Annotated in this window: 16 protein-coding genes and 1 pseudogene; 11 read left to right on the top strand and 6 right to left on the bottom strand. The window is 54.4% G+C overall.

The features are described from left to right. Nucleotides 1-61 precede the first annotated feature (61 nt). Both VRC33_RS01145 and VRC33_RS01140 read left to right on the top strand, forming a co-directional pair. Nucleotides 62-1,417 (top strand): GntP family transporter, encoded by a 1,356-nt coding sequence (locus VRC33_RS01145; protein WP_338560012.1) that lies wholly within the window; start codon nt 62-64, stop codon nt 1,415-1,417. Nucleotides 1,418-1,526: 109 nt separating this feature from the next. Next, a pseudogene (locus VRC33_RS01140) lies at nt 1,527-2,635 on the top strand (mechanosensitive ion channel family protein). A 121-nt stretch (nt 2,636-2,756) separates the two neighbouring features. Here the strand turns inward: VRC33_RS01140 and cspA (VRC33_RS01135) are convergent. After that, entirely contained in the window at nt 2,757-2,969 is a 213-nt protein-coding gene (gene cspA, locus VRC33_RS01135) for an RNA chaperone/antiterminator CspA (RefSeq protein WP_338560010.1), read from the bottom strand. A 282-nt stretch (nt 2,970-3,251) separates the two neighbouring features. Then, on the bottom strand, nt 3,252-3,464 hold the full coding sequence (gene cspA, locus VRC33_RS01130) for an RNA chaperone/antiterminator CspA (protein WP_338560008.1): 213 nt from the start codon (nt 3,462-3,464) through the stop codon (nt 3,252-3,254). Nucleotides 3,465-3,894: 430 nt separating this feature from the next. Here cspA (VRC33_RS01130) and VRC33_RS01125 point away from each other — a divergent pair, with 430 nt between their 5' ends. The 6 genes from VRC33_RS01125 (at nt 3,895) to VRC33_RS01100 (ending at nt 11,195) form a co-directional block, all read left to right on the top strand. Continuing rightward, nucleotides 3,895-4,422, top strand: coding sequence for a hypothetical protein (locus tag VRC33_RS01125; RefSeq protein WP_338560006.1), 528 nt, complete (start codon nt 3,895-3,897; stop codon nt 4,420-4,422). A 237-nt stretch (nt 4,423-4,659) separates the two neighbouring features. Beyond that, nucleotides 4,660-6,312 carry a sensor histidine kinase gene (locus VRC33_RS01120; RefSeq protein ID WP_338560004.1) on the top strand — a complete coding sequence of 551 codons (1,653 nt, stop codon included), beginning with the start codon at nt 4,660-4,662 and terminating at the stop codon, nt 6,310-6,312. Then, complete coding sequence (locus tag VRC33_RS01115; RefSeq protein ID WP_338560002.1) at nt 6,305-6,994, top strand: response regulator; 690 nt, start codon at nt 6,305-6,307, stop codon at nt 6,992-6,994. The genes VRC33_RS01120 and VRC33_RS01115 overlap by 8 nt, the downstream gene beginning before the upstream one ends. A gap of 193 nt (nt 6,995-7,187) precedes the next feature. After that, nucleotides 7,188-8,276, top strand: a complete 1,089-nt coding sequence (locus VRC33_RS01110; protein ID WP_338560000.1) for an ABC transporter substrate-binding protein — start codon at nt 7,188-7,190, stop codon at nt 8,274-8,276. Nucleotides 8,277-8,362: 86 nt separating this feature from the next. Continuing rightward, nucleotides 8,363-10,132 carry an iron ABC transporter permease gene (locus VRC33_RS01105; protein ID WP_338559997.1) on the top strand — a complete coding sequence of 590 codons (1,770 nt, stop codon included), beginning with the start codon at nt 8,363-8,365 and terminating at the stop codon, nt 10,130-10,132. Next, complete coding sequence (locus tag VRC33_RS01100) at nt 10,125-11,195, top strand: ABC transporter ATP-binding protein (protein ID WP_338559994.1); 1,071 nt, start codon at nt 10,125-10,127, stop codon at nt 11,193-11,195. The genes VRC33_RS01105 and VRC33_RS01100 overlap by 8 nt, the downstream gene beginning before the upstream one ends. 46 nt (nt 11,196-11,241) lie before the next feature. Here VRC33_RS01100 and VRC33_RS01095 read toward each other — a convergent pair whose 3' ends face one another. Next, complete coding sequence (locus tag VRC33_RS01095; protein WP_338559992.1) at nt 11,242-12,426, bottom strand: NAD(P)/FAD-dependent oxidoreductase; 1,185 nt, start codon at nt 12,424-12,426, stop codon at nt 11,242-11,244. Nucleotides 12,427-12,665: 239 nt separating this feature from the next. On the opposite strand from VRC33_RS01095, the gene pitA reads away from it, so the two are divergent. Next, entirely contained in the window at nt 12,666-14,168 is a 1,503-nt protein-coding gene (gene pitA, locus VRC33_RS01090) for an inorganic phosphate transporter PitA (protein ID WP_338559990.1), read from the top strand. Nucleotides 14,169-14,232: 64 nt separating this feature from the next. Here pitA and uspB read toward each other — a convergent pair whose 3' ends face one another. Beyond that, a complete protein-coding gene (uspB, locus tag VRC33_RS01085) occupies nt 14,233-14,568 on the bottom strand; it encodes a universal stress protein UspB (RefSeq protein WP_338559988.1) in 336 nt (111 codons plus the stop codon). A gap of 432 nt (nt 14,569-15,000) precedes the next feature. Here uspB and uspA point away from each other — a divergent pair, with 432 nt between their 5' ends. Then, entirely contained in the window at nt 15,001-15,438 is a 438-nt protein-coding gene (gene uspA, locus VRC33_RS01080; RefSeq protein WP_338559985.1) for a universal stress protein UspA, read from the top strand. Between the two features lie 79 nt (nt 15,439-15,517). Here the strand turns inward: uspA and rsmJ are convergent, their stop codons facing one another. Both rsmJ and prlC read right to left on the bottom strand, forming a co-directional pair. Continuing rightward, nucleotides 15,518-16,273 (bottom strand): 16S rRNA (guanine(1516)-N(2))-methyltransferase RsmJ, encoded by a 756-nt coding sequence (gene rsmJ, locus VRC33_RS01075; RefSeq protein WP_338559983.1) that lies wholly within the window; start codon nt 16,271-16,273, stop codon nt 15,518-15,520. Nucleotides 16,274-16,279: 6 nt separating this feature from the next. Then, nucleotides 16,280-18,319, bottom strand: a complete 2,040-nt coding sequence (gene prlC, locus VRC33_RS01070; RefSeq protein WP_338559981.1) for an oligopeptidase A — start codon at nt 18,317-18,319, stop codon at nt 16,280-16,282. Nucleotides 18,320-18,626: 307 nt separating this feature from the next. On the opposite strand from prlC, the gene VRC33_RS01065 reads away from it, so the two are divergent. Further along, on the top strand, nt 18,627-19,448 hold the full coding sequence (locus tag VRC33_RS01065) for a CPBP family intramembrane glutamic endopeptidase (protein ID WP_338559979.1): 822 nt from the start codon (nt 18,627-18,629) through the stop codon (nt 19,446-19,448). Nucleotides 19,449-19,527 lie beyond the last annotated feature (79 nt).

The following is a 19,527-nucleotide window of genomic DNA, read 5'->3' as shown; positions in this document are numbered from 1 at the left end:
TGTTACCCGCGAGCGTGCTGTAAAGCACGACAAAATGAGAAAACTCTGTGAGGCTGCAACGATGTCTACCGCCCTGTTACTCACGATTGCCGTAGCCAGCGTGCTGATTTTGCTGCTGCTGGTGATCAAAGCCAAAGTTCATCCGTTCGTCGCACTGCTGGTGGTCAGCCTGATGGTGGCTGTCGCTACCGGCATTCCGGCGGACAATATTATGAAGGTGATCGTGTCCGGGATGGGCGGCCTGCTGGGGTCTATCACCATTATTATTGTACTGGGCGCCATGCTCGGGGCGATTATTGAATCCTCCGGCGGTGCTGAATCGCTGGCGCAACGCTTTACCCATGCGCTTGGCATAAAACGCACCGTTGCCGCACTGACCATGGCCGCGTTTATTCTGGGCATCCCGGTGTTCTTTGAAGTCGGCTTTATTATCGTGATCCCGCTGATTTACGGCTTCACCAAAGTCGCCAGAGTTTCTCCGATTAAATATGGCCTGCCCATGGCGGGCGTGATGCTCACCGTCCATGTGGCGTTACCGACTCACCCGGGTGCAGCGGCGGCGGCTGGCCTGTTAGGCACTGACGTAGGCTGGCTGATGCTGCTGGGGATCGCCGTCTCCATCCCGGTGGGCGTGGTCGGTTACTTTGTTGCCAGGTCGATGAACCGTCGTCAGTACCATCTGTCGCTGGCCGTGCTGGAGCAGTTACAGCTGACAAAGCCTGAAAGCAGCTCTGGCAAACGTGAAACGCCACCGCCGGGTGCCGCACTGATCGCCTCCCTGATTGTCGTGCCCATTGTTCTGATTGTGGTGGGAACGCTGGCGCACACCGCGCTGCCTGAAGGCAACATTATCCGTAAGCTGTTAACGCTGATTGGTACCCCGGCAATCGCCCTGCTGATTGCGCTGGCCCTGTCGGCCTGGCTGCTGGCCCTGCGCCGTGGCATCACCAAAGAGAAACTGGGCGAACTGCTGGATCGCGCTATCCCAAGTTCTGCCGGGGTTATCCTGGTGGCCGGGGCAGGCGGTGCCTTTGGTAAGGTGCTGGTTGAATCCGGTGTGGGTAAAGCGCTGGCGCTGTCGCTGGAAACCATCCATCTGCCGCTGATCCCTGCTGCGTTTATCCTGTCGCTGGCCCTGCGTGCCTCACAGGGATCGGCCACCGTGGCCATTCTCACCACCAGCGGACTGCTGACCCAGGCGGTAACCGGCCTGAGTGATATGCAACTGGTGCTGGTCACGCTTTCAGCCTGCTTTGGTGGACTGGGCCTGTCGCACGTTAACGATGCAGGTTTCTGGGTAGTAACCCGTTACCTCGGCCTTTCCGTTGCCGATGGTCTGAAAACCTGGACGGTACTGACCACCGCGATGGGGATTACCGGCTTCCTGCTGGTATGGCTGTTGTCGGCAGTCATTTAACGCTTTACAGCCAGCCCGTCGAAAGATGAGCTGGCTAAACCTCCTCAATGCCCCCACCCGCCGATCCTTTTCCTATACTGGTACTTCATCCCCGGTTTAAGGAGAGAAAATGCAGTTTTTGTCACGTTTTGATTTTATTACTCTGGTCATGGCGCCGTCGTTCTGGATAGGTGCGGCCACTATCGTGCTGGTCACGCTGATCATGTACTGGGTTATTAACCGGTTACTTGCCGTCATCCAGAAAGGGATTAATAGCTGGGGGAGAAGCACCATTCCGCTCGCAGAAGCCGCGCGGTGTTCACCGACATGCTGACCAGAACCAGTAAGCTGTTGATTTTTATCTCAGCTTTTCTGTTCAGCCTGCGCTTTGTTAACCTGCCCGATAAACTCTACAACACTATCAGTCATGCGTGGTTCCTGGTACTGGCGATACAGATGGCCTTGTGGCTGGACAGAGGGGTAGTCTCCTGGCTGCGTGAGCCGGGCATGTCCCGGAATCCTGTCACGCTGGTGATCACCGGCCTGATCCTGCGAGCTATGGTCTGGTCGGTGATGCTGCTCTCTATTCTGGCGAATGCGGGCGTGGATATCACCGCGCTGGTAGCCAGCCTGGGCGTCGGCGGTATCGCCATTGCGCTTGCCATCCAGACTATCCTCAGTGATGTTTTCGCCTCGCTTTCCATTGGTTTTGACAAGCCTTTTGAAATTGGCGATTTCGTGGTGTTCAACGATGTGGCAGGGACGGTTGAACATATCGGCCTGAAAACCACCCGTATCCGTAGCCTGAGTGGCGAGCAGATAGTCTGCGGGAATGCCATTTTGCTGCAGCAAACGCTGCACAATTACAAACGGATGCAGACCCGCCGTATCGTCTTCACTTTCAGCGTGGCGCTGAACACGCCGCCAGAAAAGCTGCGTAAAATTGGCGAGATGGTTAAAAAGATTATTACCGATGTAGGCGAAACCAAATTTGACCGTGCCCATCTGCTGGGCTTTGGCAGTGACCGCCTGAATTATGAAGTGGTGCATATCGTCAATACTGCCGACTACAACAAATACATGGATATTCAGCAGGAGATCAATATTCAGATTATTGAAAAACTGCAGGCGCAGGAGATAGAAATGGCGCTGCCGAATATGATTATCAATAACCCGTGGGCCACCGATGCTCAGGAAGATCAGGATGATGCTTCTTATGGGGATCAGAAAAGGGCATAATTTTTTGCCCGGCTAAGCATAAAAAAACCACTCGTGATGAGTGGTTTTTTTATCGCTGACGCTTAACTGCTCAGGCCGTGGCCTTCATCGCGATCGTAAACTTCAGCGAAGCTGTCAGCAATTACAACGGCACTACGTTGCCAGCTGATGGACCTTTAGCACCGTTCTCAATAGTGAACTCTACTTTCTGGCCTTCATCTAACGTTTTGAAATCGTTGCTCTGGATCGCAGAGAAATGCACGAACACATCTTTGCTACCGTCATCTGGAGTGATAAAGCCGAAGCCTTTCTCAGCGTTGAACCATTTGACGATACCAGTCATTTTACCAGCCATAATTATTTCCTTGATTGTGGGTGTTACTCAGCCTGACGAACAAAAGCCAATGTTCAGGTCAGGTCTTAAGCATAGTTGAAAGGAGGCATATGGGGATGAATATCTTTTGATAACCCGATCGGATCGCTCAGACACGCTGATTTTTAACCAGGGAGAAGCAGGCAGGGCACCTGATTCAGGCAAAAAAAAACCCGCACAGGGCGGGTTTTCTTATCACTGTTGCTTAGCTGCTCAGGCCGTGGCCCTCATCGCGTTCGTAAGCGTCAGTGAAGTCAGCAGCAATTACAGAGCAACAACGTTGCCAGCTGCAGGGCCTTTAGCGCCGTTTTCGATAGTGAATTCCACTTTCTGGCCTTCATCTAAAGTTTTGAAATCGTTGCTCTGAATTGCAGAGAAATGTACGAATACATCTTTGCTGCCGTCTTCTGGAGAAATGAAGCCGAAGCCTTTGTCAGAGTTGAACCATTTTACTAAACCAGTCATTTTGTTAGACATGAATATTTCCTTTGAATTTTTTTGAGTCACACAAGGTGACAGACAAGGCCTGTTTTCAGATTAGTTCTTATGGGGCACTTAAAAGAAGACTCAAGAGGAAGGATATCCAGGGATAACGCTTTGAATGAGAACTGCTTTACTAATTTCGTGTACATAAGGTCTGTGTTCCAAACCGATGACGCATACTACGCCCGAACCGACTCACTAAGCAAGCGTTAGTTTTTTTAATATTTTTTTAACATTTCCTTCCCTGCCCTTCACGCCTGTCGGCACCGGGGTTGAGCCCTGTTTCGCGGACAATTCAATGAGTAAAACCCTGCTCAGTCTGGCGCCCTGTAACCGACGTAGATCACAGGTTTTTGAGCTAATCTTAACTCTCGCGTTGCGTTAACCCGCTTTTAAGGCCTTTATTTGAAAGGGAATAAACAGAATGAACATTGCCTGTCTTGGTTGGGGATCGCTGGTCTGGAAACAGGGGCAGTTGGACGTCAAAGGTGACTGGAAGCTTGACGGCCCCAGGGTGCCCGTGGAGTTTTGCCGCGTAAGCGATGGGGGAGAACTGGCCACCGCGATTTGCCTGAATGCCGCGCCCGTGACGGTGCTCTGGTCATGGCTGAACACCGATAATCTTGCAGGCGCCATAGAAATGCTGAGGTTGCGTGAGGGCATCCCCGCCGATCGCGCTGACGGCATCGGTTGGCTGACGTTGAGTGAGCGGCCAGTGGGCGATCTGGCGAAATGGGCGCAGGAAAAAGGCATTGAAAGCGTGATCTGGACCGGGCTGCCTGCGAAAAGCCTCGCCGCAGAAGGACGTGTGCCTACGGTTGAAGAGGCGATCGGCTATCTGAGCCAGCTTGAGGGAGAGACGCGGCATCATGCGAAACGCTATATCGAACAGGTTCCCGCACAAATTGACACCGCCTACCGGAAAGAAATTGTTCGTCAGCTGAACTGGTGAAGCCGATCCCCTGATGCAAAGTCGGTCTTCATCCGTTGATAAGGAGGGAACTGTGCGTCTGATGCGTGGCTCATCCCCCTTCTGCGTGCAAGCCTCCCCTTTTTCAGCCAGCGCAACGCTCCTGTAAAATTGCAGAGTTGATCGTCAGCTCACAACTCTGCTTCTCCCTGATTACCGCACCAATTTTTGCGTGATAGGCTGATTCGACGTTGCTCAATTGTTGTCATATGCAGATTTATGAAACGCAGATTGCCTTTTCAGGTGAAACTCTTTTTATCGCTCGTGCTCTTTTCCTGCCTGCTGTTAACCCTGCTGGGCACTGTTCTTTTTCATTTTACCGATCGCCAACTGCATCACGACCTTGGCCAGCGCGCCCGCGTTCAGGCCAGCCAGATAGCGCTTATGCCCGGACTTTCAGACGCGGTAGCAACCCGCAATCTGGCAGAGATAGCCCGGTTAATTCAGCCGCTGCGTAACCAGAGTGATGCCAGCTACATTGTGATTGGCGATGTCAAAGAGCAGCACCTCTATCATTCAGAATCGCCAGAGCGCCTGAATTTGCCGATGATAGGCGGGGATAATGCTGAAGTCCTGCAGGGGAAAACCATCATTTCGATGCGTCAGGGCGGCATCGGCCTTTCGTTACGCAGTAAGGCACCGATCATGGATGCCCGTCATCATGTGACTGGCATTGTTTCAGTCGGCTATCTCATCTCTTATATCAACACTGTCAGTGCCCGGCTTCTCTGGCAGGCGGGGTTATACGGTCTGGTGCTGCTGCTGCTGCTGTTTGTTTTCTCCTGGATATTCACCCGCAACGTCAAAAAACAGATGTTCTGGCTGGAGCCAAAAGATATCGCTCTGCTGGTACTGCAGCAAAAAGCGCTGCTGGAAGCGATGTACGAAGGGGTTTTTGCCGTGAACGCCGGGAAACAGCTGATCTTAATTAACCGTGCAGCCCGTGAACTGCTGGATATCCGCCAGCCTGAAAGCGAACTTCTCGGAAAACCGCTTGAGGCGATCTTACAGACTCCGCCCCGTTTTTTTGCGCAAGGTGATGAGCAGGAAAAACACAGCCACCATGACCAGATTACCGTGCTCAATCAGCGACAGGTCATCTTCAATCGTGTGCCGATTAAACTGGAACCCGGCGTGGAAAACGGCTGGATATTCAGCTTTCGCGATAAAAACGACATGAATACCCTCAGCAGCCAGCTCAGCCAGGTGAAGCGTTATGCAGACAGCTTACGCATCATGCGCCATGAACAGCTTAACTGGACCGCAACGCTGGTGGGCCTGCTGCAACTGCAGCGTTACGACGAAGCGATGCATTATATTCGGGCACAATCCGGGGAGGCGCAGGATGTGCTGGATTTTGTCTCTGCCCGTTTCACCTCTCCGGCGCTCTGTGGCCTGTTACTGGGGAAATATGCCAGCGCACGGGAAAAAGGGATTGAACTGGCTTTCGACCCGGCGTGCCAGCTTACCCGTCTGCCGGTCAGGATTAATGAAACCGAACTGATGTCGATAGTGGGTAACCTGCTGGATAACGCCCTGGATGCAACCCTCAAATCCCCTGGCCCGGCAGCACCTGTGGAACTCTATATGTCAGATCGAAATAACGAGCTGCTGATTGAGGTGGCCGACAGGGGCTGCGGCGTGGATGACATCCTGAAACCGCATCTCTTCGAACAAGGCGTCACCAGTAAGCCTTCTGACGACAGCGAAAGAGCCGGTTCAGATCACGGCATCGGCCTCTATCTGGTGGCCGGTTACGTCCGTCAGGCTGGCGGCAGTATTGAGATCGCCGATAATTCGCCGCAGGGAACCATCTTTTCTGTGTTTATTCCGTTGCCGGACTCTGCTTTATCAGGACAACACCATGAATAATGCCCGCGCCCTTGATGTTGTCATTGTGGAAGATGAACCGCACCTTGCCGGTTTACATCGTGATTATATTGAGCAAAATTTTCTTCTGCGCGTGGTTGGCATCGCTGGCACGCTGGAACAGGCGCGCGTGCTATTGCAACAACATCAGCCGCGCCTTGTGCTGCTCGACAACTATTTACCGGACGGGCAAGGCGTGGATCTGCTCGACAGCCCGTTACTCAAAAGCTTCGACTGTTCGGTAATTTTCATTACGGCTGCCAGTGATATGCAAACCTGTAGCCATGCAATGCGTAGCGGCGCATTTGATTACCTTATTAAGCCGGTGTTTTTTAACCGCCTGCACGCCTCACTGGAGCGCTTTATGCGTCTGGTACAGACATTGCGCCATGTCAAAGTGGTGGATCAGCATTCGCTGGATCGGCTGTTTAATCTCACGGCGGCCTCAATCCCCTCCGCTCCTTCGGCAAAAGGGATTGAGCCCACCACGCTGGACCTTGTGCAGCGCGTGATTACCGCCAGACCAGAGAGCAGCTGGTCGGTGGAAGAAGTGGTGAAAGAGGCCGGGATCAGCAAAACGACTTGTCGCCGTTATCTGGAATATTGCGTCGAAATGGGGTTCATCTGCGTCGAAATGCAGTACGGCAACATCGGCCACCCGAGGCGCCTTTACCGAAAGATGTGACCTCAGCCCCGTACTTGTTCAGGTCATCCTGAGGGGATAAGCGTCACCCGTCGTGGTTTTTATGGTGTTTATTGCTTAAATAATGCCAACAATCACACTTCTGCATAATAACATTCGCCCCTCTATTGCCTGTGAGACGCCATGAGTTATGTTGACTTTTAGTTTGCTAAATGTAACTAAGAGGTTAACTGCAATGTCGAATAAATTACCCCTCTCTCTGCTGGCTGTCTCTGTGCTTGTGTCGTTTTCTGCCATGTCTGCATTACCTCAGGGTTATCCCGCTGACTATCAAAAAGTCGTGGATGCGGCAACCAAAGAAGGCAAGGTGGTGGTCTATTCCACCACCGATACCAAAGCTGCCGGCCCGTTGATTCAGGGCTTTGAGGCGGCCTATCCGGGCATCAAAGTTGAATATAACGACATGAACAGTACGGAACTGTACAACCGTTTTATCAGCGAACAGGCATCCGGCGGCACTAGTGGCGACGTGGTCTGGAGCTCCTCTATGGATACCGGGTTAAAACTGGCAACCGACTATGCGCAGGAATATAAATCCCCTGAGCAGGGCCAGCTACCGAAATGGGCGGTCTGGCAAAGCAAGGCTTATGGCACCACCTACGAACCTGTGGTGTTTATCTATAACAAGCGCCTGATCCCGGCGGGCGAAGTGCCTGACTCCCACACTGCCCTGGCCAAACTGATCGCCAGCCAGCCCGACAAATTCAGCAAAAAAGTCACCACTTACGACATCGAGAAATCGGGGCTGGGCTTTATGCTCTCCGTACAGGATTTCAAAGCCGATCCGAATTACTTCAAAACCCTGGCTGACGTCGCCAAAGGCGGTTTAGCGGTGCAGTCCTCTACCGGCACCATGATGGAAAGGGTCTCCTCAGGCGAAAACCTGATTGGCTTTAACATCCTGGGTTCCTACGCCGAAGCGCGCGCTAAAAATGACCCGTCGCTGGGGATCTCCTATCCCAAAGATTACACGCTGGTGCTGTCCCGCGTTTCCTTCATCAGCTCGCAGGCTCAGCACAGCAATGCAGCAAAACTGTGGCTGGATTATGTGCTCTCTGAAAAAGGCCAAAGCATCCTGGCAAACAAAGCTGATATCCCCTCTCTCCGTAACGATATCGAAGGGAAAAATGATATCGATGGGATGACCAAAATTTTAGGCAAAGCGCTGAAACCCATTCCGGTTGACGAAACCCTGCTGGAATACCTGCAACAGAAAAAACGCCTCGATTACATCAAACAGTGGCGCGCTGCTGCTGCCAAATAATCGCATTTTGGTAGCGTGTCATCCCTGTCACGCTACCTTCTTTCATGCCGGATCCCGCTGTTCTGGAATAACCGTAGGGTAGAAATATGAGTGCATTGCGCAGAAAGTGGCAGAGCCTGCCACGCGGCATTGTGGTGCTGATAACAACGCTGGTTATCTACGTTCCCCTGTCGTTCATCGTGATCCAAAGTTTTCTCTCCGCGCCGTTCTTTTCGCCGTCGAAAGAGTGGAGCCTGGAATCATTCGAATTTATTTTTACCGATCCTGATTTTTACCGGGCGCTGAAAAGCGGCTTTATCCTCGCGTTCGGGTTAGTGGTTATCGCTATTCCGCTCGGCGGTATTCTGGCGTTCCTGATGGTTCGTACCGATTTGCCGGGCCGACGCGTGATTGAACCCTTGATCCTGGTGCCGATTTTCGTGTCGCCGATGGTGCTGGGTTTCGGCTACGTGGTAGCCGCCGGGCCGGTAGGGTTCTTCTCTCTGTGGGCGCAATCCCTGTTTGGGTTTATCCCGTGGAATATCTACGACATGTCGAGCATTGTGGTGATTGCGGGTCTGACCCACGTCCCGCATGCCTATCTCTATATCTCCTCTGCCTTGCGCAGCGTGGGGTCAGATGTTGAAGAGGCCGCGCGTACCGCCGGGGCATCCCCCCTGCAGGTCATGACGTCCGTGAGTCTGCCGATGGTGCGCCCGTCGATGCTTTACGCCACCGTGCTGCTGTTTTTCCTTGGGCTGGAAGTGTTCGGCCTGATGCTGGTGCTTGGCGACCCTGAAGGCAACCTGGTGCTGGCGACCTATCTGTACCAGTTGACCAACAAACTCGGCACGCCTTCCTATCATCTGATGGCCGCTGTGGCGGTGGTGCTGATCTGTATCACCATCCCGCTGGTGATGCTGCAGCGCCGGCTGATGCGCACGGCTAACCGATTTGTGACGGTTAAAGGCAAAGCTTCGCAGGCCCGCGCCCTGCCGTTAGGGAAATGGCGCTGGGTGGCGGGTGGTGTAGTGGCTTTCTGGCTCACCGTCACCATTGGTGTGCCGCTGGTTGGCGTGATGCTGCGCGCATTTATCTCCAACTGGGGCGTGGGTGTCTCAATCTGGGATGAACTCTCGCTCGGTACCTTCCGGACGATCTGGGAACAGCCGAATCTGCTGCGGGCCATTGTGAACTCCATGGCAATAGGGGTGTTTGGCGGTGCGCTGGCGGTCGCCTGTTATCTGTTCATTGGCATCGCAATGCACCGTAAACCGGATAACGTTACGCGTTTCCTTGATTACAGCGTACTGGTACCCCGTGCAGTTCCCGGCCTGCTGGCGGGTCTGGCGTTCCTGTGGGTGTTCCTGTTCCTGCCGATGTGGCTTGATAACGCGCTGAAATCCGGCTGGCTGTCTGATATGGCGTGGTCGCAGTGGCTGCGTGACAATCTGGTGGTCTGGCTGCGTTCGCTGCGCAGTACCATCTTCAGCGTCTGGCTGGCCTATACCGTGGTGTGGATGGCCTACGGTTTGAGGTTGATCTCTTCGACCCTGTTACAGGTAGGGCCGGAGCTGGAAGAAGCTGCGCGGAGCACTGGCGCAACCCGTGGGCAGATCACCCGTCACGTCACCATTCCCCTGTCGCGCTATGGACTGATCGGCTCATGGCTGCTGATGTTCCTGATTTTCGAGCGCGAATATTCCACCGGTGTCTATCTGCTCTCGCCGGGTACTGAGACCATCGGGTCGATGCTGGTTTCCCTGTGGGCCGCCGGTGCGATTGATATTGTCGCGGCACTCTCCTTTATTAATATCCTGCTGGTCGTGGTCGGCCTGGGTGTTGCCCTTCGTTTTGGAGTGAAATTACATGATTGAATTATCGGTCGAGAATCTGCACTTAACCTACGGCGACAATCCGGTGTTGAAGGGGGTTTCCATGGATCTGAAGCGCGGCGAAGTGGTGTCGCTGCTTGGACCTTCCGGGAGTGGTAAAACCACCTTATTGCGTGCCGTTGCCGGGCTGGAAAAACCCACGCAGGGCGTGATTACCATCGGCAAAAACAGAGTATACGACGGCACGTCGCGGAGTGAGATCCCTGCCGAAGAACGTAATCTTGGTCTGGTGTTTCAGTCTTACGCGCTGTGGCCGCACAAAACCGTCTTTGAGAATGTGGCTTACCCGCTGAAGCTGCGCAAAGTGGCCTCCGGTGAGATTGCACAACGGGTCCAGGCTGTGCTGGAGCAGCTGGGCCTCGGCCATCTCGGTAAACGCCATCCACATCAGCTTTCCGGGGGACAGCAACAGCGCGTGGCGATTGGCCGTGCGCTGGTCTACAACCCGCCGGTGATCCTGCTGGATGAACCCTTATCGAACCTTGACGCCAAACTGCGTGAAGAAGCCCGCGTATTCCTGCGCGAGCTGATTATCAAACTGGGCCTGTCGGCGCTGATGGTCACGCACGATCAGAACGAAGCGATGGCGATTTCAGACCGTATTTTGCTGCTTAACAATGGCAAAATTGAGCAGCAGGGAACCCCGCAGGAGATGTACGGTTCGCCCAAAACGCTGTTCACCGCCGAGTTTATGGGCAGTAACAATCGTCTGCACGGTAAAGTCACCGAACTGCGCGACGGTAAAGCCCGTATCGAAGGCAAAGGCTGGGCATTGTGGGGCCAGGCGGGTGAAGGCGTTCAACAGGGGCAGGAAGGCACGGCGGTAATCCGCGTGGAGCGCGTAGTGCTGGCGGACGGCCCGGGCGAGAATCAGCTGGAACTGCCGTTGCTGACCAGCATGTACCTGGGCGATCGCTGGGAATATCTGTTCCGCACCCAGGGTGATGACTTTGTTATTCGCGCCTACGGCAACGAGGTGCGCGATCCGCAGCATTGCCATCTGGCCTTGCCAGAAAAGCATCTCTGGATATTCCCGAAAACCTGAGGGGGTGCTGACAAAAATTAACCCGGCTTTTCGGGCCGGGTTCCACTCACAAAGCCTGAGCGCAGGCCCAGGCCGAACTCCACGCCCACTGGAAGTTATAGCCGCCTAACCAGCCGGTGACGTCCACCACTTCGCCGATGAAATAGAGACCAGGTACATCCCGCGCTTCCATGGTTTTGGAAGAGAGCACGCTGGTGTCTACTCCGCCGAGAGTCACTTCCGCCGTGCGGTAGCCTTCGGTGCCGTTAGGCTGCACTCGCCACTGGTGCAGTGAAGCCACCAGTCCGGATTGCTGGCGGCTGTTCAGCTGCTTCAGGGTGCATTCTGGTACGCTGCCCAGCAGTTGCAGGCACTCCACCAGGCGACGGGGCAACACTTTTGCCAGGGTGTTCTTCAGGCTCTGGTTCGGGTGCGCCTCACGCTCTTCCGTGATAAAGCTGTCGAGGTCGCGTTCCGGCGAGAGATTGATGGTGACGAATTCGCCAGGCTGCCAGTAGCTTGAGAGTTGCAGCACTGCCGGTCCGGATAAGCCCCGGTGGGTAAACAGCAGCGCTTCCTTAAACAGCGTGCCATCTTCAGCCGTCATGACGGACGGCACGGCCACGCCGGACAAGGTCTGAAGTTGTTCCAGCAGCGGCTTGTGCAGCGTAAAAGGCACCAGCCCGGCGCGGGTAGGAAAAACCTTCAGGCCAAACTGTTCGGCAACTTTATAGCCAAACGGCGAAGCGCCCAGTCCGGGCATTGAAAGACCGCCGGAGGCGATCACCAGCTTCTCTGCCTGAACCGTGCTGCCGTTCAGCTCCAGCGTGTAACCTGCGTCGTCGCGCGCCACGCTCAGTACTTCACTTCTTAAACGCAGCGTCACTTTCCCGGCTTCACACTCTTTTAACAGCAAATCGACAACCTGCTGGGCTGAATCATCGCAAAAAAGTTGTCCCAGCGTTTTTTCATGCCAGGCAATACCGTGACGATTGATCAGATCGATAAAATCCCACTGGGTATATCGCGCCAGCGCAGATTTACAAAAATGGGGGTTTTGCGAGAGATAGGCCGCCGGTTCAGTATAGAGATTGGTAAAATTACAGCGACCGCCGCCGGACATCAGGATCTTACGGCCCGCTTTTTTGCCGTTATCCAGCAACAGAACGCGCTTGCCCCGCTGCCCCGCCTGAGCAGCACAGAACAGGCCAGCCGCACCGGCGCCAATAATGATAACGTCAAACTTTTCCACGACTCGCTCCGGGCTGCTCAGAAAAGCGGTGATTGTAGTGACAAGCCGCGTCTGATGCCAGAGTAACAAAAGTGTCAGGCTGAAACATTTTACAACCGGATGATTTTCAAGCAGAACAATCTTCTGATTTGGTCTTATTGACACAATAATGTCAAAAAAAGTCTATATTTCCCTTTCCCCGGTCGCGGTTTCTCGCTGATAATGCGCCGCGTTCATGTCCCTGAAATGGCTTAACGCTTATGTTACATCTGTTTGCTGGTCTCGATTACCATACCGGCCTGTTACTGGTGCTTGCGCTGCTCTTTGTGTTGTTCTACGAGGCCATCAACGGCTTCCATGATACGGCCAATGCGGTGGCTACTGTGATTTATACCCGAGCAATGCGATCGCAACTGGCGGTGGTAATGGCCGGGGTATTCAACTTCTTTGGTGTGCTGCTGGGTGGACTGAGCGTGGCTTACGCTATTGTTCATTTGCTTCCCACCGACCTGCTGCTCAATGTGGGATCGGCTCATGGCCTCGCCATGGTCTTCTCTATGTTGCTTGCCGCTATTATCTGGAATCTTGGCACCTGGTACTTCGGTCTGCCTGCCTCCAGCTCCCATACCCTCATCGGGGCCATTATCGGCATTGGCCTGACCAACGCACTTGTGACCGGAACCTCGGTTGTGGATGCGCTGAATATCCCCAAAATGATTGGCATCTTTTTATCGCTGGTGATCTCGCCGATTGTCGGCCTGGTGCTTGCTGGCGGACTGGTGTTTATCCTGCGTCGTTACTGGAGCGGTAACAAAAAGCGTCGCCGTATTCATATGACGCCTGCAGAGCGTGAAAAGATCGACGGCAAAAAGAAGCCGCCATTCTGGACCCGTATCGCGCTTATCGTCTCGGCAATTGGCGTGAGCTACTCGCACGGTGCGAATGATGGCCAGAAAGGTATCGGCCTGATTATGCTGGTGCTGATTGGCGTAGCCCCGGCTGGGTTTGTGGTTAACATGAACTCTTCCGGCTACGACATCACCCGTACCCGCGATGCCGTGAACCATCTGGAGCAGTATTATCAGCAGCATTCTGATTCTCTGGCCCATATCGTTCAGCAGGCACCGCCTGCCGTTCCCACGCCAGAAGAGTATAAGAGTGGCCCGAAAGAGTTCCACTGCGATGCAGCGCGTGCTCTGCCAGCCATTCAACAGGCTCAGGGGTTGCTGAACAATCTGCAAAGCTACGACAAGCTGACTGTTGATCAACGCGCGCAGATGCGTCGCCTGCTGATGTGTATCTCTGATACCGCTGACAAGGCCGCGAAACTGCCGGGCGTTAACAACGATGACAAACGTTTCCTGACCAAGCTGAAAGACGATCTGCTGAACACCGTTGAGTATGCCCCAATCTGGATTATCGTGGCCGTGGCGTTAGCGCTGTCACTGGGAACAATGGTTGGCTGGCGTCGTGTTGCGACCACCATCGGTGAGAAAATCGGTAAGAAAGGCATGACCTACGCACAGGGCATGTCCGCGCAGATGACGGCTGCCGTCTCTATCGGTGTGGCAAGCTACACCGGGATGCCGGTATCAACGACCCACGTCCTCTCCTCCTCTGTTGCCGGTACTATGCTGGTCGACGGTGGAGGCGTGCAGAGTCGCACCATCAAAAGTATCCTGTTGGCCTGGGTGTTTACCCTGCCTATTTCGATACTGTTGTCCGGTGGGCTCTACTGGATAGCGTTGCAGTTCGTCTCTTAAGCGAGGGCTGCCAAAGTAAAAGGGTGGGGCTTGTCCCCACCCTTTTTGTTTTCTGCCGGTCAGATCAGTGCCAGATAAGCAACCCAATCAGACTGACCACCACCAGCCCACAGAGCGAACTGGTCAGGATAAACTGCCCCCGCACACGCTCGCAGCGACGAATAAACTCCTCATCATGATGGTCAAGGTAACGTTGTGCCCAGATATAGCGCACCAGCCGCACCTGTTTGACCGGCTGCCCGTGCGAGGTAAAGAACCCCGCGCCATCGACATATTGATAAAGCAAAGGGTCACACCCGCGAAGCACCACTAAAAGGGCGCGCAAAGAGGAAAAGTAGCGCGCCATATTCACCAAACAGATGACACAAAGAGCCCAGAATAGCGCGATGGTGCTGATCATGATCCCCTCCCGGCAATCCATCAAAGAACATGTTCAGCGGGATACGCTGAAGATCCTGAGAACCAGCCAATAACCTCATTGAACCAGCAGAAATGGTGTTCCGAAAGACCGTTATTAGCGCATAACAGGTCGTTGTTATCAGTGTAGGAGATTTGTTTAATTTTTTCCAGCGATGTTATACGCAACCACAGGAAAAAGAGAAAAATTCACTTTGATCCCGCTCGCAAAGGGCGCGGCCTCTCAGCCCTTCTGTTAACAATTAAGACTATAATGGGGATGAAAACAATAAAGGCGCCGGGACGTTCTCTCTTCTCAGGCGCGGTACCGACCCCCGATGCATTAAACATTAGCAACAGATTTCAATGTGTTATGATGCAAAAAGACAACTTTGTCGGCGGAGAACTCTCCGCAACGAATGAAAGGAGTATCGTTATGTCTTACAAACACATTCTGATTGCAGTTGACCTTTCCCCGGAAAGTAAGCTGCTGGTTGCCAAAGCGGTGTCCATGGCCCGTCCTTACGATGCCAAAGTGTCACTGATCCACGTCGATGTGAACTATTCCGACCTGTATACCGGGTTGATCGATGTGAACCTTGGCGATATGCAAAAACGTATCTCTGAAGAAACCCACACCGCCCTGACTGACCTCTCCAACAGCGCTGGTTATCCCATTTCCGAAACCCTTAGCGGCAGCGGCGATCTGGGCCAGGTACTGGTAGACGCGATCAAAAAATACGATGTGGATTTGGTGGTTTGTGGTCACCATCAGGACTTCTGGAGCAAGCTGATGTCATCGGCTCGCCAGCTGATCAACACTGTGCACATTGATATGCTGATTGTGCCGCTGCGTGATGAAGAAGAAGAGTAACCTCGCCGGGCTACAGGGTTGAGGAAGGGGCGGAAGCGATCCCGCCCCTGCTTTTTTCCGCAGGAAAGAGGCCGAAAAGTCAGCCGCTGACCAGTGGCGGATAGATATCAAACCGGTGACTTTTGGTGACCACCGCAGACTGAGTGGCAATGCCAGCAAGCGGCGGCGCGTAGTCAGGGCGTTTAACCACTACCCGTTTTTTCGCCAGCCTTCTGGCCGGTCCCAGCAATCCATCAGCATCATTATCTGCACCTACCAGCGTCTGAAATACCCGCATCTCTTTCTTCACCAGCGCGCTTTTCTGCTTGTGGGGATACATCGGATCCAGGTAAATCACATCCGGCTTCTCCTGCATTTCGTCCAGCGCCTCCAGGCTTGAAGCGTGGATCAACGTCAGCCTTTCACGAAGCCAGCCGCCAATTTCCGCGTTCTGATAGCCGCGTTGCAGACCATCATCCAGCAAGGCTGCCACAACGGGGTGACGCTCCAGCATCTGCACACGGCAACCCAGCGAGGCTAAAACAAAGGCATCACGCCCCAGGCCCGCGGTTGCATCAATCACCGAAGGCAGATAACCGCCCTTGATACCCACGGCTTTCGCCACCGCTTCGCCACGTCCGCCGCCAAAGCGCCGACGGTGAGCCATTGCCCCTTCAACGAAGTCGACAAAAATCCCGCCAAGCTTAGGTTCATCCAGCTTGCGTAATTCCAGATGCGTGGCGGTCATCACCAGCGCCATCGGTGCGCTGTCATCGTGCTCAAGCTGCCAGCGGTCCGCCAGAACAGATAAGGCGCCGTCTCCGGCGCCCGTTTCATCTACTAAACAGATCTTCACTGCACGCTATTCCTGAATACCGTAGTGTTCAAGCATCGCATCCAGCTGCGGCTCACGGCCCCGGAAGCGTTTAAACAGCTCCATAGGCTCTTCCGATCCGCCACGCGTCAGGATGTTATCCAGGAACGACTGGCCAGTGTCACGGTTGAAAATGCCCTCCTCTTCAAAGCGGGAGTAGGCATCTGCCGCCAGCACGTCGGCCCACAGATAGCTGTAGTATCCTGCGGCATAGCCCCCGGCAAAGATATGGCTGAATGCGTGCGGGAAACGGCCCCAGGATGGCGCAGGGATCACCGCCACCAGCTGTTTGATCTCTTTCAGCATCTCCAGAATCTGTGCCCCTTTGGCCGGGTCAAATTCCGCATGCAGGCGGAAGTCAAACAGGCCGAACTCAAGCTGGCGCAGAATAAACAGCGCGGCCTGGTAGTTCTTGGCGGCCAGCATTTTTTCCAGCAGCTCAACCGGCAGTGACTCGCCGGTCTCGAAGTGACCGGAGATAAAGGCCAGCGCTTCCGGCTCCCAGCACCAGTTTTCCATAAACTGGCTTGGCAGCTCGACGGCATCCCACGGCACACCGCTGATACCAGACACGCCCGGCGTTTCAATGCGCGTCAGCATATGGTGCAGGCCATGACCAAACTCATGGAACAGAGTGATAACTTCGTCGTGGGTGAACAGCGCAGGTTTGCCATTCAGCGGACGGTTAAAGTTACAGGTCAGGTAAGCGACCGGCTTCTGCAGGGAACCGTCAGCAAGGCGCATCTGGCCTACACAGTCATCCATCCACGCCCCGCCACGCTTGTTATCGCGCGCATAAAGATCCAGATAGAAGCTGCCGCGCAGTTCGCCGGTGTCGTCAAACAGATCGAAGAAGCGCACGTCGGCATGATAAACATCCACGTCTTTGCGCTCTTTGGCGGTAATGCCATAAATACGTTTTACTACTTCAAACAGGCCGTTAACTGCCCGCTCTTCCGGGAAGTAGGGGCGAAGCTGCTCGTCGCTGATGGCGTACAAATGCTGTTTCTGTTTTTCGCCGTAGTAAGTCAGATCCCAGGGATTCAGCTCATCAATGCCGTGCTCTTTTTTGGCGAAGGCACGCAGGCGTTCAATCTCTTTCTCGGCCTGAGGACGGGCACGTTTAGCCAGATCCGTCAGGAAGTCGGTGACCTGGGCCGGGTTTTCCGCCATTTTGGTCGCCAGTGATTTATCCGCATAAGAGTCGAAGCCCAGCAGCTGTGCCAGCTCGTGACGCAGCGCCAGCTCTTCCGCCATGATCTCGCTGTTATCCCACTTGCCCGCGTTCGGCCCCTGATCGGAAGCACGCGTTGAATAGGCGCGGTACATCTCTTCGCGCAGCGCCTGATTGTCGCAGTAAGTCATTACCGGCAGATAGCTCGGGATATCCAGCGTTAACAGCCAGCCCTGCTGCTCTTTGGCTTCTGCCTGAGCCTGTGCCGCGCCCAGCGCGCTTTCCGGCATCCCGGAGAGTTCGCTGACATCGGTAATCAGTTTGCTCCAGCCCATAGTGGCATCAAGCACGTTATTGCTGTATTTCGAGCCAAGCTCGGAGAGGCGCGCGGCGATTTCGCCATAACGCTTCTGTTTTTCGGCTGACAGGCCAATACCGGACAGCTCGAAATCACGCAGCGAGTTATCCACCGCTTTCTGCTGTGGTGCGCTGAGATCGGCGTAGCTGCTCTCTTTCAGATTGCGGTAAGCCTGATAAAGGCCTTCATGCTGACCAACCCAGGTGCTGTATTCGGACAACAGCGGCAGCGTCTGCTCGTAAGCTTCACGCAGTTCCGGGCTGTTTTTGACCGAGTTCAGGTGGCTGACTGGCGAAAACAGGCGGCTCAGACGATCGTCCACTTCAGCCAGTGGCTGAACCAGGTTATCCCATGTATAAGGTGCGCCCTGGGCTACCGCTTTCTCCACCGCAGCACGGCAATCGGCCAGTGCCTGGGTGACAGCAGGAACAACGTGTTCTGGTTTGATGGCGGAGAAAGGAGGAAGCGTAAAAGTTGAGAGTAACGGATTGGTCATTGCGCAGTCCTTGTTATGGTCAAAAGTATGTAGCGCAGTTAAGCACGCGATTAAGCTAACATGAGGCTAAGTGTAGCGAAAATCAATGGTGGCCCGGTGAGGAAATTGCCCTGCAGGGTGTGAAACGGTGTGCTTATACCAGCCCGCACTCTCGCTGTTTTCCTTTTAACAACGGCAAATTGATCTGTATCACTTACAGGCCCGGCTTACGCCGGACAGTACGCTTTTCCGGTTGCCTGCTCCGCCGGGTCACCGCATAATCCTGCCGTTTTCCCGGCCATCAGGGTTATCTACACGGAGTGTTTGTATGTGGTATGTCTTTGCTGCCTCACTGCTTTTTCTGCCTTTTCACCTGCGTGCTTCACTGGGCCTGCTGTTCATTACGCTGGTGCTGGCCATTTTCAATCACACCCTGCACTGGCAGGCGATCGTTGCGCTGATCGCTATGGGTGCTGTAGCCATCTGGCGTGGACGGCTGAAATCATCGGGCACCGCGGCCCTGGCTGGCGAGGCGGTTCTGGCGATCGCTTCTGTAGCTCTGATGCTGCATCTGATCCCGGGGTTCACGAACCTGATGATTATCAGCGACGTCAAAGCCGGGCCGGAAAGTGCGCCAGCTACCTTTTATTACAATTTCGATAAGGCGCTGATCCCCTTCCTGCTGCTCGCCTGCCTGCCCACGCTGCTGAAGCGCCCGGCTGCCGCGCCAAAAAACAGGCTCTGGTGGCTGATATTGATCCTGTCAATGCCGCTGCTGCTGCTGGTAGCGACCCTGGCCGGAGGGTTACGAGTGGAAAGGCATCTGCCCGAATGGCTGGGTGCGTTTATGCTGGCGAACCTGTTCTTTGTCTCGCTGGCTGAGGAGGCGCTGTTTCGCGGTTATCTCCAGCAGCGTCTGAGCCAGAAGCTTGGCAATCTCTGGGGATTGCTGCTTGCCTCAATGCTGTTTGGCCTCGCGCATATCGCTGGCGGGCCAATGCTGGTGTGCTTCGCCACGCTGGCCGGTCTCATCTACGGGCTTGCCTGGCTGTGGAGCGGCAGACTGTGGGTTTCCACGCTGATGCATTTCGCTTTTAATCTGCTGCACCTGCTGTTTTTCACCTGGCCGATGTGGGAACGTCTGGCGTGACAGGATGGCGATCGAAAGCCTCAATTTGTGATGACGCTTTCAGCCCATCCTGCCGCTATCCCTGATATAATCCCGGCCT

Source organism: Erwinia sp. E_sp_B01_1, from assembly GCF_036865545.1.
Lineage (GTDB): Bacteria > Pseudomonadota > Gammaproteobacteria > Enterobacterales > Enterobacteriaceae > Erwinia.
The sequence above is the reverse complement of the archived record's forward strand: the minus strand, read 5'-3'. Positions and strand labels throughout refer to the sequence as shown.

What these genes read in the sequence shown, in the direction of transcription:
- VRC33_RS01145 (WP_338560012.1), top strand. Translation starts at nt 62, where the DNA reads ATGTCTACCGCCCTGTTACTCACGATTGCCGTAGCCAGCGTGCTGATT.
- cspA (WP_338560010.1), bottom strand. Translation starts at nt 2,969, where the DNA reads ATGGCTGGTAAAATGACTGGTATCGTCAAATGGTTCAACGCTGAGAAA.
- cspA (WP_338560008.1), bottom strand. Translation starts at nt 3,464, where the DNA reads ATGTCTAACAAAATGACTGGTTTAGTAAAATGGTTCAACTCTGACAAA.
- VRC33_RS01125 (WP_338560006.1), top strand. Translation starts at nt 3,895, where the DNA reads ATGAACATTGCCTGTCTTGGTTGGGGATCGCTGGTCTGGAAACAGGGG.
- VRC33_RS01120 (WP_338560004.1), top strand. Translation starts at nt 4,660, where the DNA reads ATGAAACGCAGATTGCCTTTTCAGGTGAAACTCTTTTTATCGCTCGTG.
- VRC33_RS01115 (WP_338560002.1), top strand. Translation starts at nt 6,305, where the DNA reads ATGAATAATGCCCGCGCCCTTGATGTTGTCATTGTGGAAGATGAACCG.
- VRC33_RS01110 (WP_338560000.1), top strand. Translation starts at nt 7,188, where the DNA reads ATGTCGAATAAATTACCCCTCTCTCTGCTGGCTGTCTCTGTGCTTGTG.
- VRC33_RS01105 (WP_338559997.1), top strand. Translation starts at nt 8,363, where the DNA reads ATGAGTGCATTGCGCAGAAAGTGGCAGAGCCTGCCACGCGGCATTGTG.
- VRC33_RS01100 (WP_338559994.1), top strand. Translation starts at nt 10,125, where the DNA reads ATGATTGAATTATCGGTCGAGAATCTGCACTTAACCTACGGCGACAAT.
- pitA (WP_338559990.1), top strand. Translation starts at nt 12,666, where the DNA reads ATGTTACATCTGTTTGCTGGTCTCGATTACCATACCGGCCTGTTACTG.
- uspB (WP_338559988.1), bottom strand. Translation starts at nt 14,568, where the DNA reads ATGATCAGCACCATCGCGCTATTCTGGGCTCTTTGTGTCATCTGTTTG.
- uspA (WP_338559985.1), top strand. Translation starts at nt 15,001, where the DNA reads ATGTCTTACAAACACATTCTGATTGCAGTTGACCTTTCCCCGGAAAGT.
- prlC (WP_338559981.1), bottom strand. Translation starts at nt 18,319, where the DNA reads ATGACCAATCCGTTACTCTCAACTTTTACGCTTCCTCCTTTCTCCGCC.
- VRC33_RS01065 (WP_338559979.1), top strand. Translation starts at nt 18,627, where the DNA reads ATGTGGTATGTCTTTGCTGCCTCACTGCTTTTTCTGCCTTTTCACCTG.